At 71.6% G+C, this 14,442-nt stretch carries 12 protein-coding genes; 1 reads left to right on the plus strand and 11 read right to left on the minus strand.

The genetic code is table 11. The annotated features are described in order from the left end of the window. The 3 genes from GT030_RS02605 to GT030_RS02615 all read right to left on the minus strand — a co-directional run. On the minus strand, positions 1–1,099 hold a 1,099-nt coding region (locus GT030_RS02605; RefSeq protein WP_346009544.1), incomplete at its 3' end, for a beta-N-acetylhexosaminidase. Positions 1,100–1,253: 154 nt separating this feature from the next. Then, positions 1,254–1,538: a DUF3039 domain-containing protein gene (locus GT030_RS02610; protein WP_030810948.1), complete on the minus strand. Its 285-nt coding sequence runs from the start codon at positions 1,536–1,538 to the stop codon at positions 1,254–1,256. Between the two features lie 29 nt (positions 1,539–1,567). Beyond that, positions 1,568–2,143 (minus strand): YqgE/AlgH family protein, encoded by a 576-nt coding sequence (locus GT030_RS02615; RefSeq protein ID WP_161199627.1) that lies wholly within the window; start codon positions 2,141–2,143, stop codon positions 1,568–1,570. A gap of 246 nt (positions 2,144–2,389) precedes the next feature. Here GT030_RS02615 and murA point away from each other — a divergent pair, with 246 nt between their 5' ends. Further along, complete coding sequence (gene murA, locus GT030_RS02620; RefSeq protein WP_161199628.1) at positions 2,390–3,730, plus strand: UDP-N-acetylglucosamine 1-carboxyvinyltransferase; 1,341 nt, start codon at positions 2,390–2,392, stop codon at positions 3,728–3,730. A 170-nt stretch (positions 3,731–3,900) separates the two neighbouring features. Here the strand turns inward: murA and GT030_RS02625 are convergent, their stop codons facing one another. The 8 genes from GT030_RS02625 to GT030_RS02660 form a co-directional block, all read right to left on the minus strand. Continuing rightward, positions 3,901–4,182: an HU family DNA-binding protein gene (locus GT030_RS02625; RefSeq protein ID WP_067001509.1), complete on the minus strand. Its 282-nt coding sequence runs from the start codon at positions 4,180–4,182 to the stop codon at positions 3,901–3,903. Between the two features lie 266 nt (positions 4,183–4,448). Further along, a complete protein-coding gene (locus tag GT030_RS02630) occupies positions 4,449–5,864 on the minus strand; it encodes an NAD-dependent malic enzyme (protein WP_161199629.1) in 1,416 nt (471 codons plus the stop codon). Positions 5,865–6,188: 324 nt separating this feature from the next. Beyond that, positions 6,189–8,504: a UvrD-helicase domain-containing protein gene (locus GT030_RS02635; protein WP_161199630.1), complete on the minus strand. Its 2,316-nt coding sequence runs from the start codon at positions 8,502–8,504 to the stop codon at positions 6,189–6,191. A gap of 86 nt (positions 8,505–8,590) precedes the next feature. After that, on the minus strand, positions 8,591–9,364 hold the full coding sequence (locus GT030_RS02640; protein ID WP_272920651.1) for a zf-HC2 domain-containing protein: 774 nt from the start codon (positions 9,362–9,364) through the stop codon (positions 8,591–8,593). A gap of 47 nt (positions 9,365–9,411) precedes the next feature. Beyond that, positions 9,412–10,005 carry a sigma-70 family RNA polymerase sigma factor gene (locus GT030_RS02645; protein WP_030810966.1) on the minus strand — a complete coding sequence of 198 codons (594 nt, stop codon included), beginning with the start codon at positions 10,003–10,005 and terminating at the stop codon, positions 9,412–9,414. Positions 10,006–10,275: 270 nt separating this feature from the next. Continuing rightward, positions 10,276–10,839: a CGNR zinc finger domain-containing protein gene (locus tag GT030_RS02650; RefSeq protein ID WP_161199632.1), complete on the minus strand. Its 564-nt coding sequence runs from the start codon at positions 10,837–10,839 to the stop codon at positions 10,276–10,278. Between the two features lie 96 nt (positions 10,840–10,935). Then, positions 10,936–12,135, minus strand: a complete 1,200-nt coding sequence (locus GT030_RS02655) for an acyltransferase family protein (RefSeq protein ID WP_161199633.1) — start codon at positions 12,133–12,135, stop codon at positions 10,936–10,938. Continuing rightward, on the minus strand, positions 12,132–14,279 hold the full coding sequence (locus GT030_RS02660) for a bifunctional polysaccharide deacetylase/glycosyltransferase family 2 protein (protein WP_161199634.1): 2,148 nt from the start codon (positions 14,277–14,279) through the stop codon (positions 12,132–12,134). Before GT030_RS02660 ends, GT030_RS02655 begins: the two co-directional genes overlap by 4 nt. Positions 14,280–14,442 lie beyond the last annotated feature (163 nt).

The raw sequence follows: 14,442 nt of genomic DNA on the forward strand, positions 1-14,442 counted from the left end.
TCCGGCGCCCGCGCGCGGCCAGCCAGGCGCCGAAGTGGCCGGCGAACCAGGAGCGCAGCCCGTCCACGTCCGCGAGCCCGAGTTCGGCGGCGCGGGCCCTCGCGGTGGCCGACTTCCGCCACTGGCCGGGAGGGCACTCGTCGCCGCCGAGGTGCACGAAGGGCGAGGGGAACAGCGCCAGCACCTCCTCCAGCACGCCCTCGTAGAACTCGAGGACGGCCTCGGTGGGGGCGAGCACGTGCGGGGAGATCCCCCAGTCGTCCCGGACGGTGACGGCGGCGGTGTCGACGGCGGTGTCGACGGCGTCGGTGTTGCCGAGTTCCGGGTAGGCGGCGATGGCGGCCTGGGAGTGGCCGGGAAGATCGATTTCCGGGACGACGGTGATATGCCGTTCGGCGGCGTAGGAGACGATCTCCCGGATGTCGTCCCGGGTGTAGTGGCCGCCGTGCGGTTTCGCCTCCCAGAGGGAGGACGATCGGTGGCCGAATTTGGTCCGCGCGCGCCAGGAGCCGATCTCGGTGAGCCGGGGGTGGCGCTCGATCTCGATGCGCCAGCCCTGATCGTCCGTCAGGTGCAGGTGCAGGACGTTGAGTTTGTGCGCGGCCAGCAGATCGAGATAGCGCAGCACGCCTTCCTTGGGCATGAAGTGCCGGGCCACGTCGAGCAGCAGGCCGCGCCAGCCGAAGCGAGGCGTGTCGCTGATCCGCACCGGCGGCAGCCGCCAGGTCCGGCCGGGCAGCGGGGCGCGCCGGAAGGCGTCGGGGCCGAGCAGTTGCCGGAGCGTCTGGGCGCCCCAGAACAGCCCGGCCGGACCGCCCCCGCGCAGGTCGGCGCCGGTGGGCGTGACGTCGAGCCGGTAGCCCTCGGCGCCCAGTTCCCCGGTGAGAAGCGGGTCGACGGTGAGCCGTACGGCGTTCTCTCCGGTGCCGTCGGCCGGGGGCAGGGGAAAGCCGGTGGCCGCGCCCAGGGTGGCGCGCAGCCAGCGCGCGGTGCCCTCGGCGCCCTCCCCCACGACGGCCAGACCGGTGCCGGGACCGAGGGCGAATCCCTCGCCCGGTTCCCCGTACGCCTCCGCGGGCGCCGGAATCAGCTCAGGAATCCCACCGGTCACTTCAGCCCCCGCAATACCTCGGCGCACAGCCTGGAATCCGTATCAGGGGGACGTTGCCCCGGCGCCCGGTGAAACACGCGCGAAAATCACGGGGAAGGGCGCCGGAGGCAATCCGCGAGGGAGCGGGGTGGGGCAGGACGGGTTACTTCTTGTCCTTGTCCCCGCCCTTGTCGCCACCGCTGCTCATGGACTCGTAGATCTCTTTGCACATGGGGCAGACGGGGTACTTCTTCGGGTCGCGGCCCGGCACCCAGACCTTGCCGCACAGCGCCACGACGGGGGTGCCGTCCAGGGCGCTCGCCATGATCTTGTCCTTCTGGACGTAGTGGGCGAAGCGCTCATGGTCGCCGTCGCCGTGGGACACCTGTGGCGTCGGCTCGACGAGGGTCCCCGTACCAGTCCCGCGCTCGGGCTCAAGAGTGCTCATACCGCCAAGGGTACTGAAGCTCACGGCCATCAGTTGAGCGACGGGTCGTCCGGATAGGTGGCCACCATCGCCAGGTCTCCGCGCTGCCGTCGCAGCACCTCGCGCCACAGCCGTTCGGGCTCCGGGGAGGAGATGTCACCGGGCTCGGACTCGACCACGTACCAGGCGCCCTGGTCCAGCTCGTCCTGGAGCTGGCCCGGCCCCCAGCCCGCGTACCCGGCGAAGATGCGCAGCGCGCCGAGGGCGGAGGCGACCAGCTCGGGCGGGGTCTCCAGGTCGACCAGACCGATCGCGCCGTGCACCCGGCGCCAGCCGAGCGGGACCGCGCTCTCCCCCTCCCCGCTGCCGGGGATCACGGCGACACCGAGCGCGGAGTCCAGCGAGACGGGGCCGCCCTGGAAGACCACGCCGGGCTCGCCCGCCAGGGCCGCCCAGCCGGCCAGCACGTCCCGCACGTCCACCGGGGTGGGGCGGTTGAGGACCACACCCAGGGAGCCCTCCTCGTCGTGGTCGAGGAGAAGCACGACCGCGCGGTCGAAGTTCGGGTCCGCCAGAGCGGGGGTTGCCACGAGCAGCCGCCCTGTGAGCGAGGACACCTCGGTCATGCCAGACATGATCCCGCATCTTGCGCCCGCGTGGGGGCCGCAAGGCGCATGAACAGCAAGCACGCCCGTACGGAGACCCGGCGGTCCGGTGACCCGACGTGCCTGCGGGGAAACGGTTCGTGTTGTGACACGGCTGGCGGGTACTCGGGCTTACGGACGAAGGGTGATCGGCGATTACCCTGTCTCTCCGGCCCCTGCGCAAAGTGATCGGCCGACCCCTGCCCGACTCATCGGAACGCGAGATTCATGACCGTCAACGACGATGTCCTGCTTGTCCACGGCGGAACCCCGCTGGAGGGCGAGATCCGTGTCCGCGGTGCGAAGAACCTCGTGCCGAAGGCCATGGTCGCCGCCCTTCTGGGCAGCGCGCCCAGCCGCCTGCGCAATGTCCCGGACATCCGAGACGTGCGGGTCGTGCGCGGCCTGCTCCAGTTGCACGGCGTGACGGTGCGGCCGGGCGAGGAGCCGGGTGAGCTGATCCTGGACCCGACCTACGTCGAGAGCGCGAACGTCGCCGACATCGACGCCCACGCGGGTTCCAGCCGTATCCCGATCCTGTTCTGCGGCCCGCTGCTGCACCGCCTGGGCCACGCCTTCATCCCCGGTCTCGGCGGCTGCGACATCGGCGGCCGGCCGATCGACTTCCACTTCGACGTGCTGCGCCAGTTCGGCGCGACCATCGAGAAGCGGGCGGACGGCCAGTACCTGGAGGCCCCGCAGCGGCTGCGCGGCACGAAGATCGAGCTGCCGTACCCGTCGGTGGGCGCCACCGAGCAGGTGCTGCTGACGGCCGTGCTGGCCGAGGGTGTCACCGAGCTGTCCAACGCGGCCGTGGAGCCCGAGATCGAGGACCTCATCTGCGTGCTGCAGAAGATGGGCGCGATCATCGCCATGGACACCGACCGGACGATCCGCATCACCGGTGTGGACTCGCTCGGCGGCTACAACCACCGCGCCCTCCCGGACCGCCTGGAGGCGGCCTCCTGGGCTTCCGCGGCGCTCGCGACCGGCGGCAACATCTACGTCCGGGGCGCCCAGCAGCGCTCGATGATGACGTTCCTGAACACCTACCGCAAGGTCGGCGGCGCCTTCGAGATCGACGACGAGGGCATCCGCTTCTGGCACCCCGGCGGCCAGCTCAAGTCCATCGCGCTGGAGACGGACGTGCACCCCGGCTTCCAGACCGACTGGCAGCAGCCGCTGGTGGTGGCCCTCACCCAGGCCACGGGCCTGTCCATCGTCCACGAGACGGTGTACGAGTCCCGGCTCGGCTTCACCTCGGCGCTGAACCAGATGGGCGCGCACATCCAGCTCTACCGCGAGTGCCTGGGCGGCTCGCACTGCCGCTTCGGCGCGCGGAACTTCCTGCACTCGGCGGTCGTCTCCGGCCCGACCAAGCTGCAGGGCGCCGACCTGGTCATCCCCGACCTGCGCGGCGGCTTCTCGTACCTCATCGCGGCCCTCGCCGCCGAGGGCACCTCGCGCGTCCACGGCATCGACCTGATCAACCGCGGCTACGAGAACTTCATGGAGAAGCTCGTGGAGCTGGGCGCGAAGGTCGAACTCCCCGGCAAGGCGCTCGGCTGACGGGTCCCGCGCACGCAAATGGGCGACCCCCCTGGTGACAGGGGGGCCGCCCATTTCGACTTCGCCCACTGGGGCGTGCCCCGTAAGGGGCGCGGGGAACTGCGCGACAAGCCAGGGGCGGCCCGCAGATCACGGCGGCGCCCAGTTGCCCGGTGCCCCGAGCGGAGCGCTTACTTGCCCTTGGCGGCTTCCTTGAGCTTCGAGCCCGCGGAGACCTTCACGCTGTAGCCGGCCGGGATGTTGATGGGCTCACCGGTCTGCGGGTTGCGCGCGGTACGAGCGGCACGGTGGGTGCGCTCGAAGGTCAGGAAGCCGGGGATGGTGACCTTCTCGTCTCCCTTGGAGACGATGTCGCCGACGACCTCGGCGAACGCGGCCAGCACGGCGTCGGCGTCCTTGCGGGTCACCTCGGCGCGGTCGGCCAGCGCGGCCACCAGCTCACTGCGGTTCATGTTCTTACTCCCGTGTTCTTCTTGCCGATGAGGCGTGAGGTGAGATCGATGCCGATGCGCTCGCGCCCAGAGACGCATCCTGCCCCTACCTGCGGCGGGAAAGCCAATCCGGCACCCGTAGGAGTCATGAGACCACCCTGGGGAGTCACAGGAAAAGCGCCTGCCCCGCCGACACCCTAGAGGGCGTCACGACCGGGGAACCGACGACTCGCCGTAGGGGAGGCCGCGTCGGTCCCACAACCTCCCCGACCCTACGGCAAGCACTGCTAGGACGCCGCTCCGGCCGCCTTGGCGGCCTCCCGGACGGCCCCGGCCACCGCGCCCGCGACCTTGTCGTTGAAGACGCTGGGGACGATGTAGTTCGGGTTCAGCTCGTCCTCCGTCACCACGTTGGCGAGGGCCTGCGCGGCGGCGAGCATCATCTCGGTGTTGACGGTGCGGGACTGGGCGTCCAGCAGGCCCCGGAAGACACCGGGGAAGACCAGCACGTTGTTGATCTGGTTGGGGAAGTCCGAGCGGCCGGTGGCCACCACGGCGGCCGTCTGCCGGGCCACGGCGGGGTCGACCTCGGGGTCCGGGTTCGCCAGTGCGAAGACGATCGCGCCGTCCGCCATGGCGGCCACGTCGGTGCCGTCCAGGACGTTCGGGGCGGAGACGCCGATGAAGACGTCGGCGCCGCGCACGGCCTCCTTGAGGGTGCCGGTGAGACCCTCGGGGTTGGTGTTGTCCGCGATCCAGCGCAGCGGGGAGTCGGCGGGGGCGTCCACCAGGTCCTCGCGGCCGGCGTGCACCACGCCGTGGATGTCGGCGACGACGGCGTTCTTGACGCCCGCGGCCAGCAGCAGCTTCAGGATGGCCGTACCGGCCGCTCCGGCGCCGGACATGACGACCCGGATGGACTCCATCGAACGGCCGGTGACACGCAGCGCGTTGGTCAGCGCGGCGAGCACGACGATGGCGGTGCCGTGCTGGTCGTCGTGGAAGACCGGGATGTCCAGGGCCTCGCGCAGCCGGGCCTCGATCTCGAAGCAGCGGGGGGCGGAGATGTCCTCCAGGTTGATGCCCGCGAAGCCGGGGGCGATGGCCTTGACGATCTCCACGATCGCGTCGGTGTCCTGGGTGTCCAGGCACAGCGGCCAGGCGTCGATGCCGGCGAACCGCTTGAACAGGGCCGCCTTGCCCTCCATGACCGGCAGCGCGGCCTTGGGGCCGATGTTGCCGAGGCCGAGCACCGCGGAACCGTCCGTCACGACCGCAACGGAGTTGCGCTTGATGGTCAGGCGCCGGGCGTCCTCGGGGTTCTCCGCGATGGCCATGCAGACGCGGGCCACACCGGGCGTGTAGACCATGGAGAGGTCGTCACGGTTGCGGATGGGGTGCTTGGACTGCATCTCGATCTTGCCGCCGAGGTGCATGAGGAACGTACGGTCGGAGACCTTGCCGAGCGTGACGCCCTCGATGTTCCGCAGCTCTTCGACGATCTCGTCGGCGTGCGCGGTGGAGCTGGCCGCGATGGTGACGTCGATCCGGAGCTTTTCGTGCCCGGAGGCGGTGACGTCGAGGCCGGTGACCGAGCCTCCGGAGGACTCGACGGCGGTGGTGAGCTGCGATACGGCCGTTCCGCTCGCGGGCACCTCCAACCGGACCGTCATCGAGTAGGAGACGCTGGGCGCCGTTGCCATGGCCGACTTCCTCTGCTTTCACCGTGTCGCGTGTTGTGCCGTCCGATCGTCGCACCTACCGCCGAGTACGTGGTAGTCGGCTCCGATTGCGGACGTTGTGTTCTCGGGCCGTCACCCAAGACGAGAGGCCCACGTCACAGGGACGTGGGCCTCTCGCTCACATTCATGACACCGACCCGCCATGCTCGCCTCGCGGCAAGTGGTCGCTCGTAGCGACGAAGGTTGGGCCCGGGGGCTTGGATCGGGCCGGTGTCACGACAAGGCTAACAAACGCACCCCCAGGGGCATTCCCCCGTGCGCGGGGTTCTCGAAAACAGTCCCCGTTCAGTCCCGCAGCAGGTCCGGGACGCGGGCCGTGTCGGGCTCGTCGCGGTCGCCGGAGACCACGGTGAGCTGCTGGGTCGCGCGGGTGAGGGCGACGTACAGCACGCGCAGGCCGGCCGGGGACTCGTCGGCGATCTCGGCCGGGGAGACGACCACGGTCGCGTCGTACTCCAGGCCCTTGGCCTCCAGGCTGCCGAGGGCGACCACGCGGTCCCCGAGCCCGGCGAGCCAGCGGCGGGCCTCCTCGCGCCGGTTCATGGCGACGACGACGCCGACGGTGCCGTCGACCAGGGACAGCAGCCGCTCGGCCTCCGCGCGGACGGTGGCGGCCAGGGAGTCCCCGGCGACCTCGAAGCGCGGCTGGACGCCGGTGGAGCGTACGGCGCGGGGGGACGCGGAGCCGGGCATGGCGAGGGCGAGCACCTTGGCGGCCAGCTCGGCGATCTCGGCGGGGTTGCGGTAGTTGACGGTCAGCTCGAAGCGGCGCCGGGGTCTGGAGCCCAGGGCCTCGTCGCGGGCCTCGGCCGCCTCGTCCGGGTCGGACCAGGAGGACTGGGCGGGGTCGCCGACGACCGTCCAGGTGGCGTGCCGGCCCCGGCGGCCGACCATGCGCCACTGCATCGGGGTGAGGTCCTGCGCCTCGTCCACGATGACGTGCGCGTACTCGGTGCGCTCCTGGGCGAGCCGCTCGGCGCGCTCGCGCTGGGTCTCCTCGCGCACCGGCATCAGCTCCTCCAGGCCGGTGAGCTGGTCCAGCGGGTCGAGTTCGCGCTTCCTGCGGGGGCGGGCGGGGGCGCCGAGGATCGCCTGGAGTTCATCCAGCATGGCGATGTCGTGCACGGAGAAGCCGTCCCGCTTCAGCGCGCGGGCGACCTTGCGGACCTCGCCGGGGTTGAGCACCCGGCGGGCCCAGCGGCCGAGCCGCTTCTCGTCGGCCATGGCGGCGAGGACGCCCTTGGGGGTCAGCTCGGGCCACCAGGCGTCGAGGAAGGCGATGAAGGTGTCCTCGTCGGCCACGTCCTCGTCGAAGGAGGCGCGCAGCTCGGCGGCCAGCTCCGGGTCGGTGTGCCGGGAGGCGGCGCCGGACTTGGCCCACAGGGCGTCCAGCAGCAGCTTGCGGGCACGGGGGCGGAGCAGGTTGACGGGGGCGGTGCCGCCGAGAGCGGTGCGGCGGACGGACTCCAGCTCCCGGGATTCCAGTTCCAGGCGGCGGCCGAAGGCGACGACGCGGAGCCGGTCGGGCAGGGCGTCGGCGTCGGTGCCGAGTTCGAGGGCGCCGCGTGCCGCCCGGCGCAGCACCTTCAGCATCCGGTACGAGCCCTTGGCGCGGGCGATGGCCGGGGAGTCGTGGAGCGTGGCCTCGACACCGTCGACCAGCGAGCCGATCGCGCGGATGGCGACCTGGCCCTCCTCGCCGAGGGAGGGCAGCACGCCCTCGGTGTAGGCCACCAGCAGCGGGGTCGGCGAGACGATCAGGATGCCGCCCGCGTAGCGTCTGCGGTCCTGGTAGAGCAGATAGGCCGCGCGGTGCAGGGCGACGGCGGTCTTGCCGGTGCCGGGACCGCCCTCCACGTAGGTGACGGAGGCGGCGGGGGCGCGGATGACCTGGTCCTGCTCGGCCTGGATCGAGGAGACGATGTCCCGCATGGTGTGCCCGCGCGCCTGGCCGAGGGCGGCCATCAGCGCGCCGTCGCCGATGACGGGCAGCTCCTCGCCGTCCAGGGTGGCCTTCAGCTCGGGGCGCATCAGGTCGTCCTCGACCCCGAGGACGCGGCGGCCCTTGGAGCGGATGACCCGGCGCCGCACGACCCGGCCGGGGTCGACGGGAGTGGAGCGGTAGAACGGGGCGGCGGCCGGCGCCCGCCAGTCGATGACCAGCGGTGAGTAGTCCTCGTCCAGGACACCGATCCGCCCGATGTGCAGGGTCTCGGCGATGTCGGCCGTGTTGTCCGGGCGTACGGCCCCCTCGGCGGGCTCGACGGCGGTGTACGCGCCGTCCGGGCCCTTTTTGCCGTCCTTGCCCTGGAGCAGGTCGACCCGGCCGAAGAGGAAGTCCTCGAACTCGTTGTTGAGCCGGTTGAGGTGGATACCGGCCCGGAAGACCTGCGCGTCCCGCTCGGCCAGCGCGCCCGGCGTCCCCACGTGGCCGCGCTGGGCCGCGTCGTGCATCAGGAACTCGGCCTCGTGGATCTTCTCCTCGAGCCGCCGGTACACCCGGTCCAGGTGTTCCTGTTCGACGCTGATCTCTCGGTCCCGTACGGAGTCGTTCGCGCCGTTAACCGAGCCGACCGCGGAATGCTGAACCTGAGCGGCCACCGGGCCCCCTTCTGACGTGCTGGGCAGCCGTCAACCGTACGCGAAGAGGACCCGGCAAAGCTACGCGGGCGTGATTCCAGCAGCCACTAGGCGTCCACTTGGACGAGCTTCTTGCCGTCCAGGGTCATGACGTCGAAGTGGTCGATCTCTCCGGGCTGGAGAGCGGTGCCGCCCCCGATGAACAGGGGGTTGCGGGCCTGCTCGGTCCTGGCGTCCGGGAGGCCGTAGCCGTCCTTGGGCACGCTCCAGGAGCCGAGCGTCTGCCGCTCGCCGTTCTTGCCCACCGCGATCAGGGAGCACTTCAGCTCGCCCTTGACCCCGCCCAGCCGCAGCACCGCGTCGGTGCCCCACGCCTTGCCCTGCAGGGCGACGGTCGCGGAGACGCCGGTGCCGGCGTCGGTGCCGGTGACCTTGGTGGGCAACTGGTCGAAGTGGTCCTTGGCGGAGGCAGCCAGCGGGGTCGCCGTCTGACTCGTGCCACCACCGCTCACCGACATCACGGCCACCGGGCCGCCGATGATCAGCGCGGCCGCGGCGGCGACCAGGTAGAAGCCGCGGCGCCGCTTGCTCGCGCGCCGCTCGGCGACCTCGTCGACCAGCTTCTCGACCAGTCTCGGGGTGGGCCGCGCGGACAGCGACTCCCCGATGACCGGGGTGCTGCCGGTGCCCGGCAGGTCGGCGAGGGCGGCCAGCATGGGCTCCATCCCCGCGAGTTCGTCCAGTTGCTGGGCGCACCACTCGCAGCCCGCGAGGTGCGTCTCGAACGCGGTCGCCTCGGTGTCGTCGAGAATCCCGAGGGCGTAGGCGCCGACGGTCTCGTGCTCGTTCGGCACCGGAGATCCCTGCATGGGGCCAGACATACCCGTACTCCCCGCGCCGAATCCTCGCATTCCCCCGTACACGCTCATCACGCCGTCACCCCCCGCTCCTCCAGCGCCAGCTTCATCGATCGCAGGGCGTAGAACACCCGTGAGCGGACTGTGCCGCTGGGTATCCCGAGGGTCTGGGCCGCCTCGTTGACGGTACGCCCCTTGAAGTAGGTCTCGACGAGCACCTCCCGGTGGGCCGGGGTCAGGTCGTCGAGCGCGTCCGTCAGCGTCATCAGCCACAGCGCCTTGTCGATCTCGTCCTCCGCGGGGATGACCTCCAGCGGCGACGGATCGACCTCCTGCGGCCGGGCCTGCCGGCTGCGGTGGCCGTCGATGACGATGCGCCGGGCGACCGTCACCAGCCAGGGGCGTACCGAACCGGTCGCCCGATTGAGCTGACCGGCGTTCTTCCAGGCACGGATGAGCGTTTCCTGTACGACGTCCTCGGCGCGCTGGCGGTCACCGGCGACCAGCCGGAGGACGTAGGCGAGGAGCGGTCCTGCGTGCTCCCGGTACAGGGCACGCATCAACTCCTCGTCGGGTTCCGACGACTGTGAGGGCTGCGAGGACATGCGATGTCGGGCCCTCGATCCACGTTCATTGGCCACGGCCGCATCCTTGCGCACGCCCACCTCCGGTGTCCGGGGCTTGCCCCCGTCGGTCGCTCGCCCCTTCGTACGGGGCGGGAGGCGCGGTTGTTCAAGGTGAGGTGGTGTTTTTCTCAAGGAGGGTGTGACGAGCGGGACATGCGCGCACATTCTCACCGCGCGATCTTTACATTTCCGACACGGCGTCAAGTGGGCTGGCGCTGCCCTGACTTGTGGTCAGGCAAACCCCGTGTTGCCCAAATCACACGGTTCAAGTGAATGTGTCTTTCCGGCACTTGGGCCGTACCCGGACGTTCAGGACCGCGCGAGCGCGACCCGCCTCCGGTGCCGGGCGACCCGCTCGCGGTTCCCGCACACCTCACTGGAGCACCATCGCCTGCGGCGCCCGCGCGAGGTGTCCAGATACAGCAACGGGCACCCCTCCCCCGCGCATTCACGCACGGCCGCCCGCGCGAGGGGGTCGGTGAGGAGGTCGATGGCGTCGCGCGCGAGGAGGGAGAGGAGGGCGGCGGCCGTGGGCATCTCGGCCAGCTCCCTGACGAGCGGCCCGTGCTGCTGGGCGACGGCCCGGACGGCGGGGGGTGCGGCGGCGCGTGCGGTGCGGTTGATCCGGTCCAGGGAGTCGGCGGGGGCGCGGGAGGCCCGTATCGACCTCTCCGTGTGCCACCGCAGTTCCAGGAACCGCGCGACCCATCCCCCGTCCGCCTGCCCCAGCAAAGTCCCCGCCGGCACCAGCCCGGCCCCGATCACCCAGGCCGCCAACTCCCCGGCCGTGCCGATCCGTTCCTCGGGGTGCGCGGTGGCCAGCAGGTCCAGGCAACTTCGCCCGGCGTCGAATCGGGGCGTACCGAGTGCCATGCGCTGCGTCACCGCCTGGGCAGGAGGGCGTCTTCTCGCTCCCCTCCACAGTGCGCCTCCCGACCGGCGGCCGGAACCCCCCGTACCCCGGCGGGGTCAGGCCGCGCGGTGACGGCTGGCCGGGCGCGGGCGTCCGTCCGGCCAGAGCTGGGGCTTCCGTTTCGCCGCCAGGTCCTCCGCCCACCCGAAGGTGACGACGCAGCCGCAGACCAGAACCCAGGTGAGGGCGAGGACGGGCCAGGGGCTCTCCAGGAGCCAGGGGCACTTCTCGTCGAGGACGTCGTAGCGCCAGAGCTGGTCCCAGAGGGTGGAGGCGACCAGGATGCAGAGGTTGTGCCAGAGATAGATGGTCACGGCGCGAGAGTTGAGCAGGGTGACCAGGCGGTCGAAGGGGCGCAGCAGGCGGGGCCACTCCGTCCAGGTGGGGCTGATGTGGAGCAGGAGCAGCACGGTGGCCAGCGACCACAGGGACTGGGCGAACGGGATGTCGTCCAGGTCGTGCCCCTGCCGGAAGCCGTGCGTGAGCCCGTACCAGAGGCCGAGCCCGGCGACGACCGGGGCGACGGACGGCACCACGTACCGCGGGATGCGCTTCAGGACCCCCTGCTGGTGGGCCATGCCGAGAATCCAGCAGGCGCCGAAGGTGCTGAAGTCGGTCAGCGCCGACGGGATGCGCTCGCCGGGGAGCTGGAGGTGGCCGAACTCGAAGGCGGCGGCCAGCGCGACCGGGGCCAGCACGGTGGTCCACGGGATCGACTTCAGCGCGGCCAGCAGAAGCGGGGAGAGCAGCACGAACCACAGATAGGCGCGGAGGTACCAGAGCGGTCCGGCCAGCTCGGCCGCCCAGTCCGGGCCGAGCACCCCGTGGACGCCGGGCAGCGTGCCCGCGTACGGCGGGTCGCTCAGCGGCAGCACCCAGAAGCCGAGGTGGACGAACCACCAGCCGGGGTGCCCCTCGGCGTCCGGACGCCACCCCTGGAGCACCATGCCGGACACCCCGAGCGCGCCCAGCAGCCAGAGCGGAGGCAGCAGCCGGCGCAGCCGGCCGCGTACGACGTCCACGGCCGGGCGCTTCAGGGAGCGGGCCATCAGGTTGCCGGCGAGGGCGAACATCACGCCCATGGACGGGAAGACCACGGGCAGCCAGGCCCAGCCCATGAGGTGGTAGAAGACGACCCGGAACAGGGCGACCGCGCGGAGCAGGTCGAAGTAGCGGTCCCGGACCGGCGCCCGGCGCGGTGCGGGCTCGGGCGGCAACTCGGGCGCCGGTGCGGCCAGTTCGTGTGACGTGGTCATCGCAGCGCTCCTTCGGCGGGGACCGGGGCCGACACCCCGCCCTTGCGGCGGAGCTTCTGCCAGCGCAGCCGGCCCCCGGTGAGTGCCGTGATCCAGGACTGGAGCAGCACGACGTACATGAGCTGGCGGTAGAGGAGTTGCTGGAGCGGCAGGGAGATCAGCGGGGTGAGCCGCTCCCGGTCCAGCGCGAAGGCGTAGGCCGCGCAGACCGCCTGGACGGCCAGGACGGCGAACCAGGACGCGATCGTCCTGCCGGTCGGGCCGAAGACCAGGCCGTAGACGAGGAAGAGGTCGATCAGCGGGGCCAGCAGCGGGGCGACCACCATGAACAGCGAGACCAGCGGCAGTCCGACCCGGCCGAACCGTCCGGAGGGCCCGCGTTCCAGTACGGCCCGGCGGTGTTTCCAGATGGCCTGCATGGTGCCGTAGGACCAGCGGTAGCGCTGGGACCAGAGCTGCCGTACGGACTCCGGGGCCTCGGTCCAGGCGCGGGCCTTCTCCGCGTAGACCACCCGCCAGCCGTCGCGGTGCAGGGCCATGGTGATGTCGGTGTCCTCGGCGAGGGTGTCGTCGCTCATCCCGCCGACCCGCTCCAGCGCGGTGCGGCGGAACGCGCCGACGGCGCCGGGGATGGTGGGCATGCAGCGCAGCACGTCGTACATCCGGCGGTCCAGGTTGAAGCCCATCACGTACTCGATGTGCTGCCAGGCACCGATGAGGGTGTCCTTGTTGCCGACCTTGGCGTTGCCCGCGACGGCGCCGACGCGCGGGTCGGCGAAGGGCTGCACCAGCTCACGGACGGTGGAGGGCTCGAAGACCGTGTCGCCGTCCATCATCACGATCAGGTCGTGACGGGCGTTCGCCAGGCCCCGGTTGAGGGCGGCGGGCTTGCCCGCGTTGTGCTGCCGGACCACCCGGACGCCGGGCAGCGCGAGCCCCTCCACGATGCGGGCGGTGCCGTCGGAGGAGCCGTCGTCGATCACGACGACCTCCACCGGGTGCTCCCCGCCGACCAGGGACCGCACGGTGTTCTCGATGCACTTGGCTTCGTTGTACGCGGGGACCAGCACGGTCACCGGTTCGGTGACCGGCTCCGGGCCCCAGCGGAAGCCGCGGCGGCGGGTGCGGCGGGCGTGCACGGCGGACAGCAGGAGCATCAGCCCGAACCGGCCGAAGACCAGGACGCCGATGACGGCGAGGCCCACGACGAGCCCGGTGGTGACGTCGTCGGCCGCCTTGACCAGCGCGATCCACGCCTTGCCGGTCCACAGCCCGACCCCGGTGACAGGGGTGTCGGCGCTCGGCGCGTCGAGCGCCTGGGTGAGGGTCTGGAAGCGGTAGCCCTCGGCCTGGAGTCGGGGCAACAGGGTGTCGATCGCCTGGACGGTCTGGCTCCGGTCGCCGCCGGAGTCGTGCATCAGGACGACCGCGCCCCTGCCCTTGGCGGGCGTGGCCCGGCGGATGATCTCCTCGACCCCCGGCCTGCGCCAGTCCTCGCTGTCCCGGTCGTTGAGCACGATGAGATAGCCCCGCCCGCCGATGTACCTGGCCACCGGCCAGGACCGGTCGTCCATCGCGGAGGCGAAGGAGGAGTACGGGGGCCGGAACAGCGAGCTGCGGATGCCGGCCGCGCCCGCGAGGGCCAACTGCCCCTGGGACAGCTCCCAGTCGACCCTTCGCTTGGACTGGTAGGAGAGGTCGGGGTGGTTGAAGGTGTGCAGGCCGACCTCGTGCCCCTCGGCGACCATGCGCCGGACCAGCTCGGGATAGCGGGAGGTCATCGTGCCCGTCACGAAGAACGTGGCCCGCGCGTGGTTCCGCTTGAGCGCGTCGAGGACGCGGGGCGTCCAGGCCGGGTCGGGGCCGTCGTCGAAGGTCAGCACGATGCGCTGCTTCGGCACCCGGAGGCTGTCGGTGCGCGCTCCTCGGGTGTCGATGACGGGACCGCCGCCGGTGACCTCGGCGGGTACGTGCCCGCCGGGTGCCTCGGGCCTCACGCGGTGGTCGGCGAGGATCTCGTTGTGGACGTAGCCGCGCAGCATGAGCATGGCCAGCGTGGCGAGGAGGAACAGGAAGGCCAGCAGCGGGCGCAGCGGCAGCCGGCGGCGCCGGGGCAGCGCCCGGCGGGCGGTTCGCGGAGTCATCGGAGGTTCTTCCGGTGTCAGGACGCGGCGGGACGGCCGGCCGAGCCCTGGGGCTGCGGACCGCCTCCGCCTGCCGGGGACTCGGTGGCGGCCGGGCTGGGCGCGGTGGTGCTCGGCACTGGGGACGCCTCGGTGGACGCGGTCGCGCTGAGCGTCGGCTTCG

The sequence above is a fragment of the Streptomyces sp. SID1328 genome (genome assembly GCF_009865595.1).
Taxonomy (GTDB): Bacteria; Actinomycetota; Actinomycetes; order Streptomycetales; family Streptomycetaceae; genus Streptomyces; species Streptomyces griseoluteus.

Bases quoted from the DNA above. Each gene is read 5' to 3' on its own strand.
- GT030_RS02610 (WP_030810948.1), bottom strand. From the start codon at position 1,538: ATGAGCACTCTTGAGCCCGAGCGCGGGACTGGTACGGGGACCCTCGTC.
- GT030_RS02615 (WP_161199627.1), bottom strand. From the start codon at position 2,143: ATGACCGAGGTGTCCTCGCTCACAGGGCGGCTGCTCGTGGCAACCCCC.
- murA (WP_161199628.1), top strand. From the start codon at position 2,390: ATGACCGTCAACGACGATGTCCTGCTTGTCCACGGCGGAACCCCGCTG.
- GT030_RS02625 (WP_067001509.1), bottom strand. From the start codon at position 4,182: ATGAACCGCAGTGAGCTGGTGGCCGCGCTGGCCGACCGCGCCGAGGTG.
- GT030_RS02630 (WP_161199629.1), bottom strand. From the start codon at position 5,864: ATGGCAACGGCGCCCAGCGTCTCCTACTCGATGACGGTCCGGTTGGAG.
- GT030_RS02640 (WP_272920651.1), bottom strand. From the start codon at position 9,364: ATGTCTGGCCCCATGCAGGGATCTCCGGTGCCGAACGAGCACGAGACC.
- GT030_RS02650 (WP_161199632.1), bottom strand. From the start codon at position 10,839: ATGGCACTCGGTACGCCCCGATTCGACGCCGGGCGAAGTTGCCTGGAC.
- GT030_RS02655 (WP_161199633.1), bottom strand. From the start codon at position 12,135: ATGACCACGTCACACGAACTGGCCGCACCGGCGCCCGAGTTGCCGCCC.
- GT030_RS02660 (WP_161199634.1), bottom strand. From the start codon at position 14,279: ATGACTCCGCGAACCGCCCGCCGGGCGCTGCCCCGGCGCCGCCGGCTG.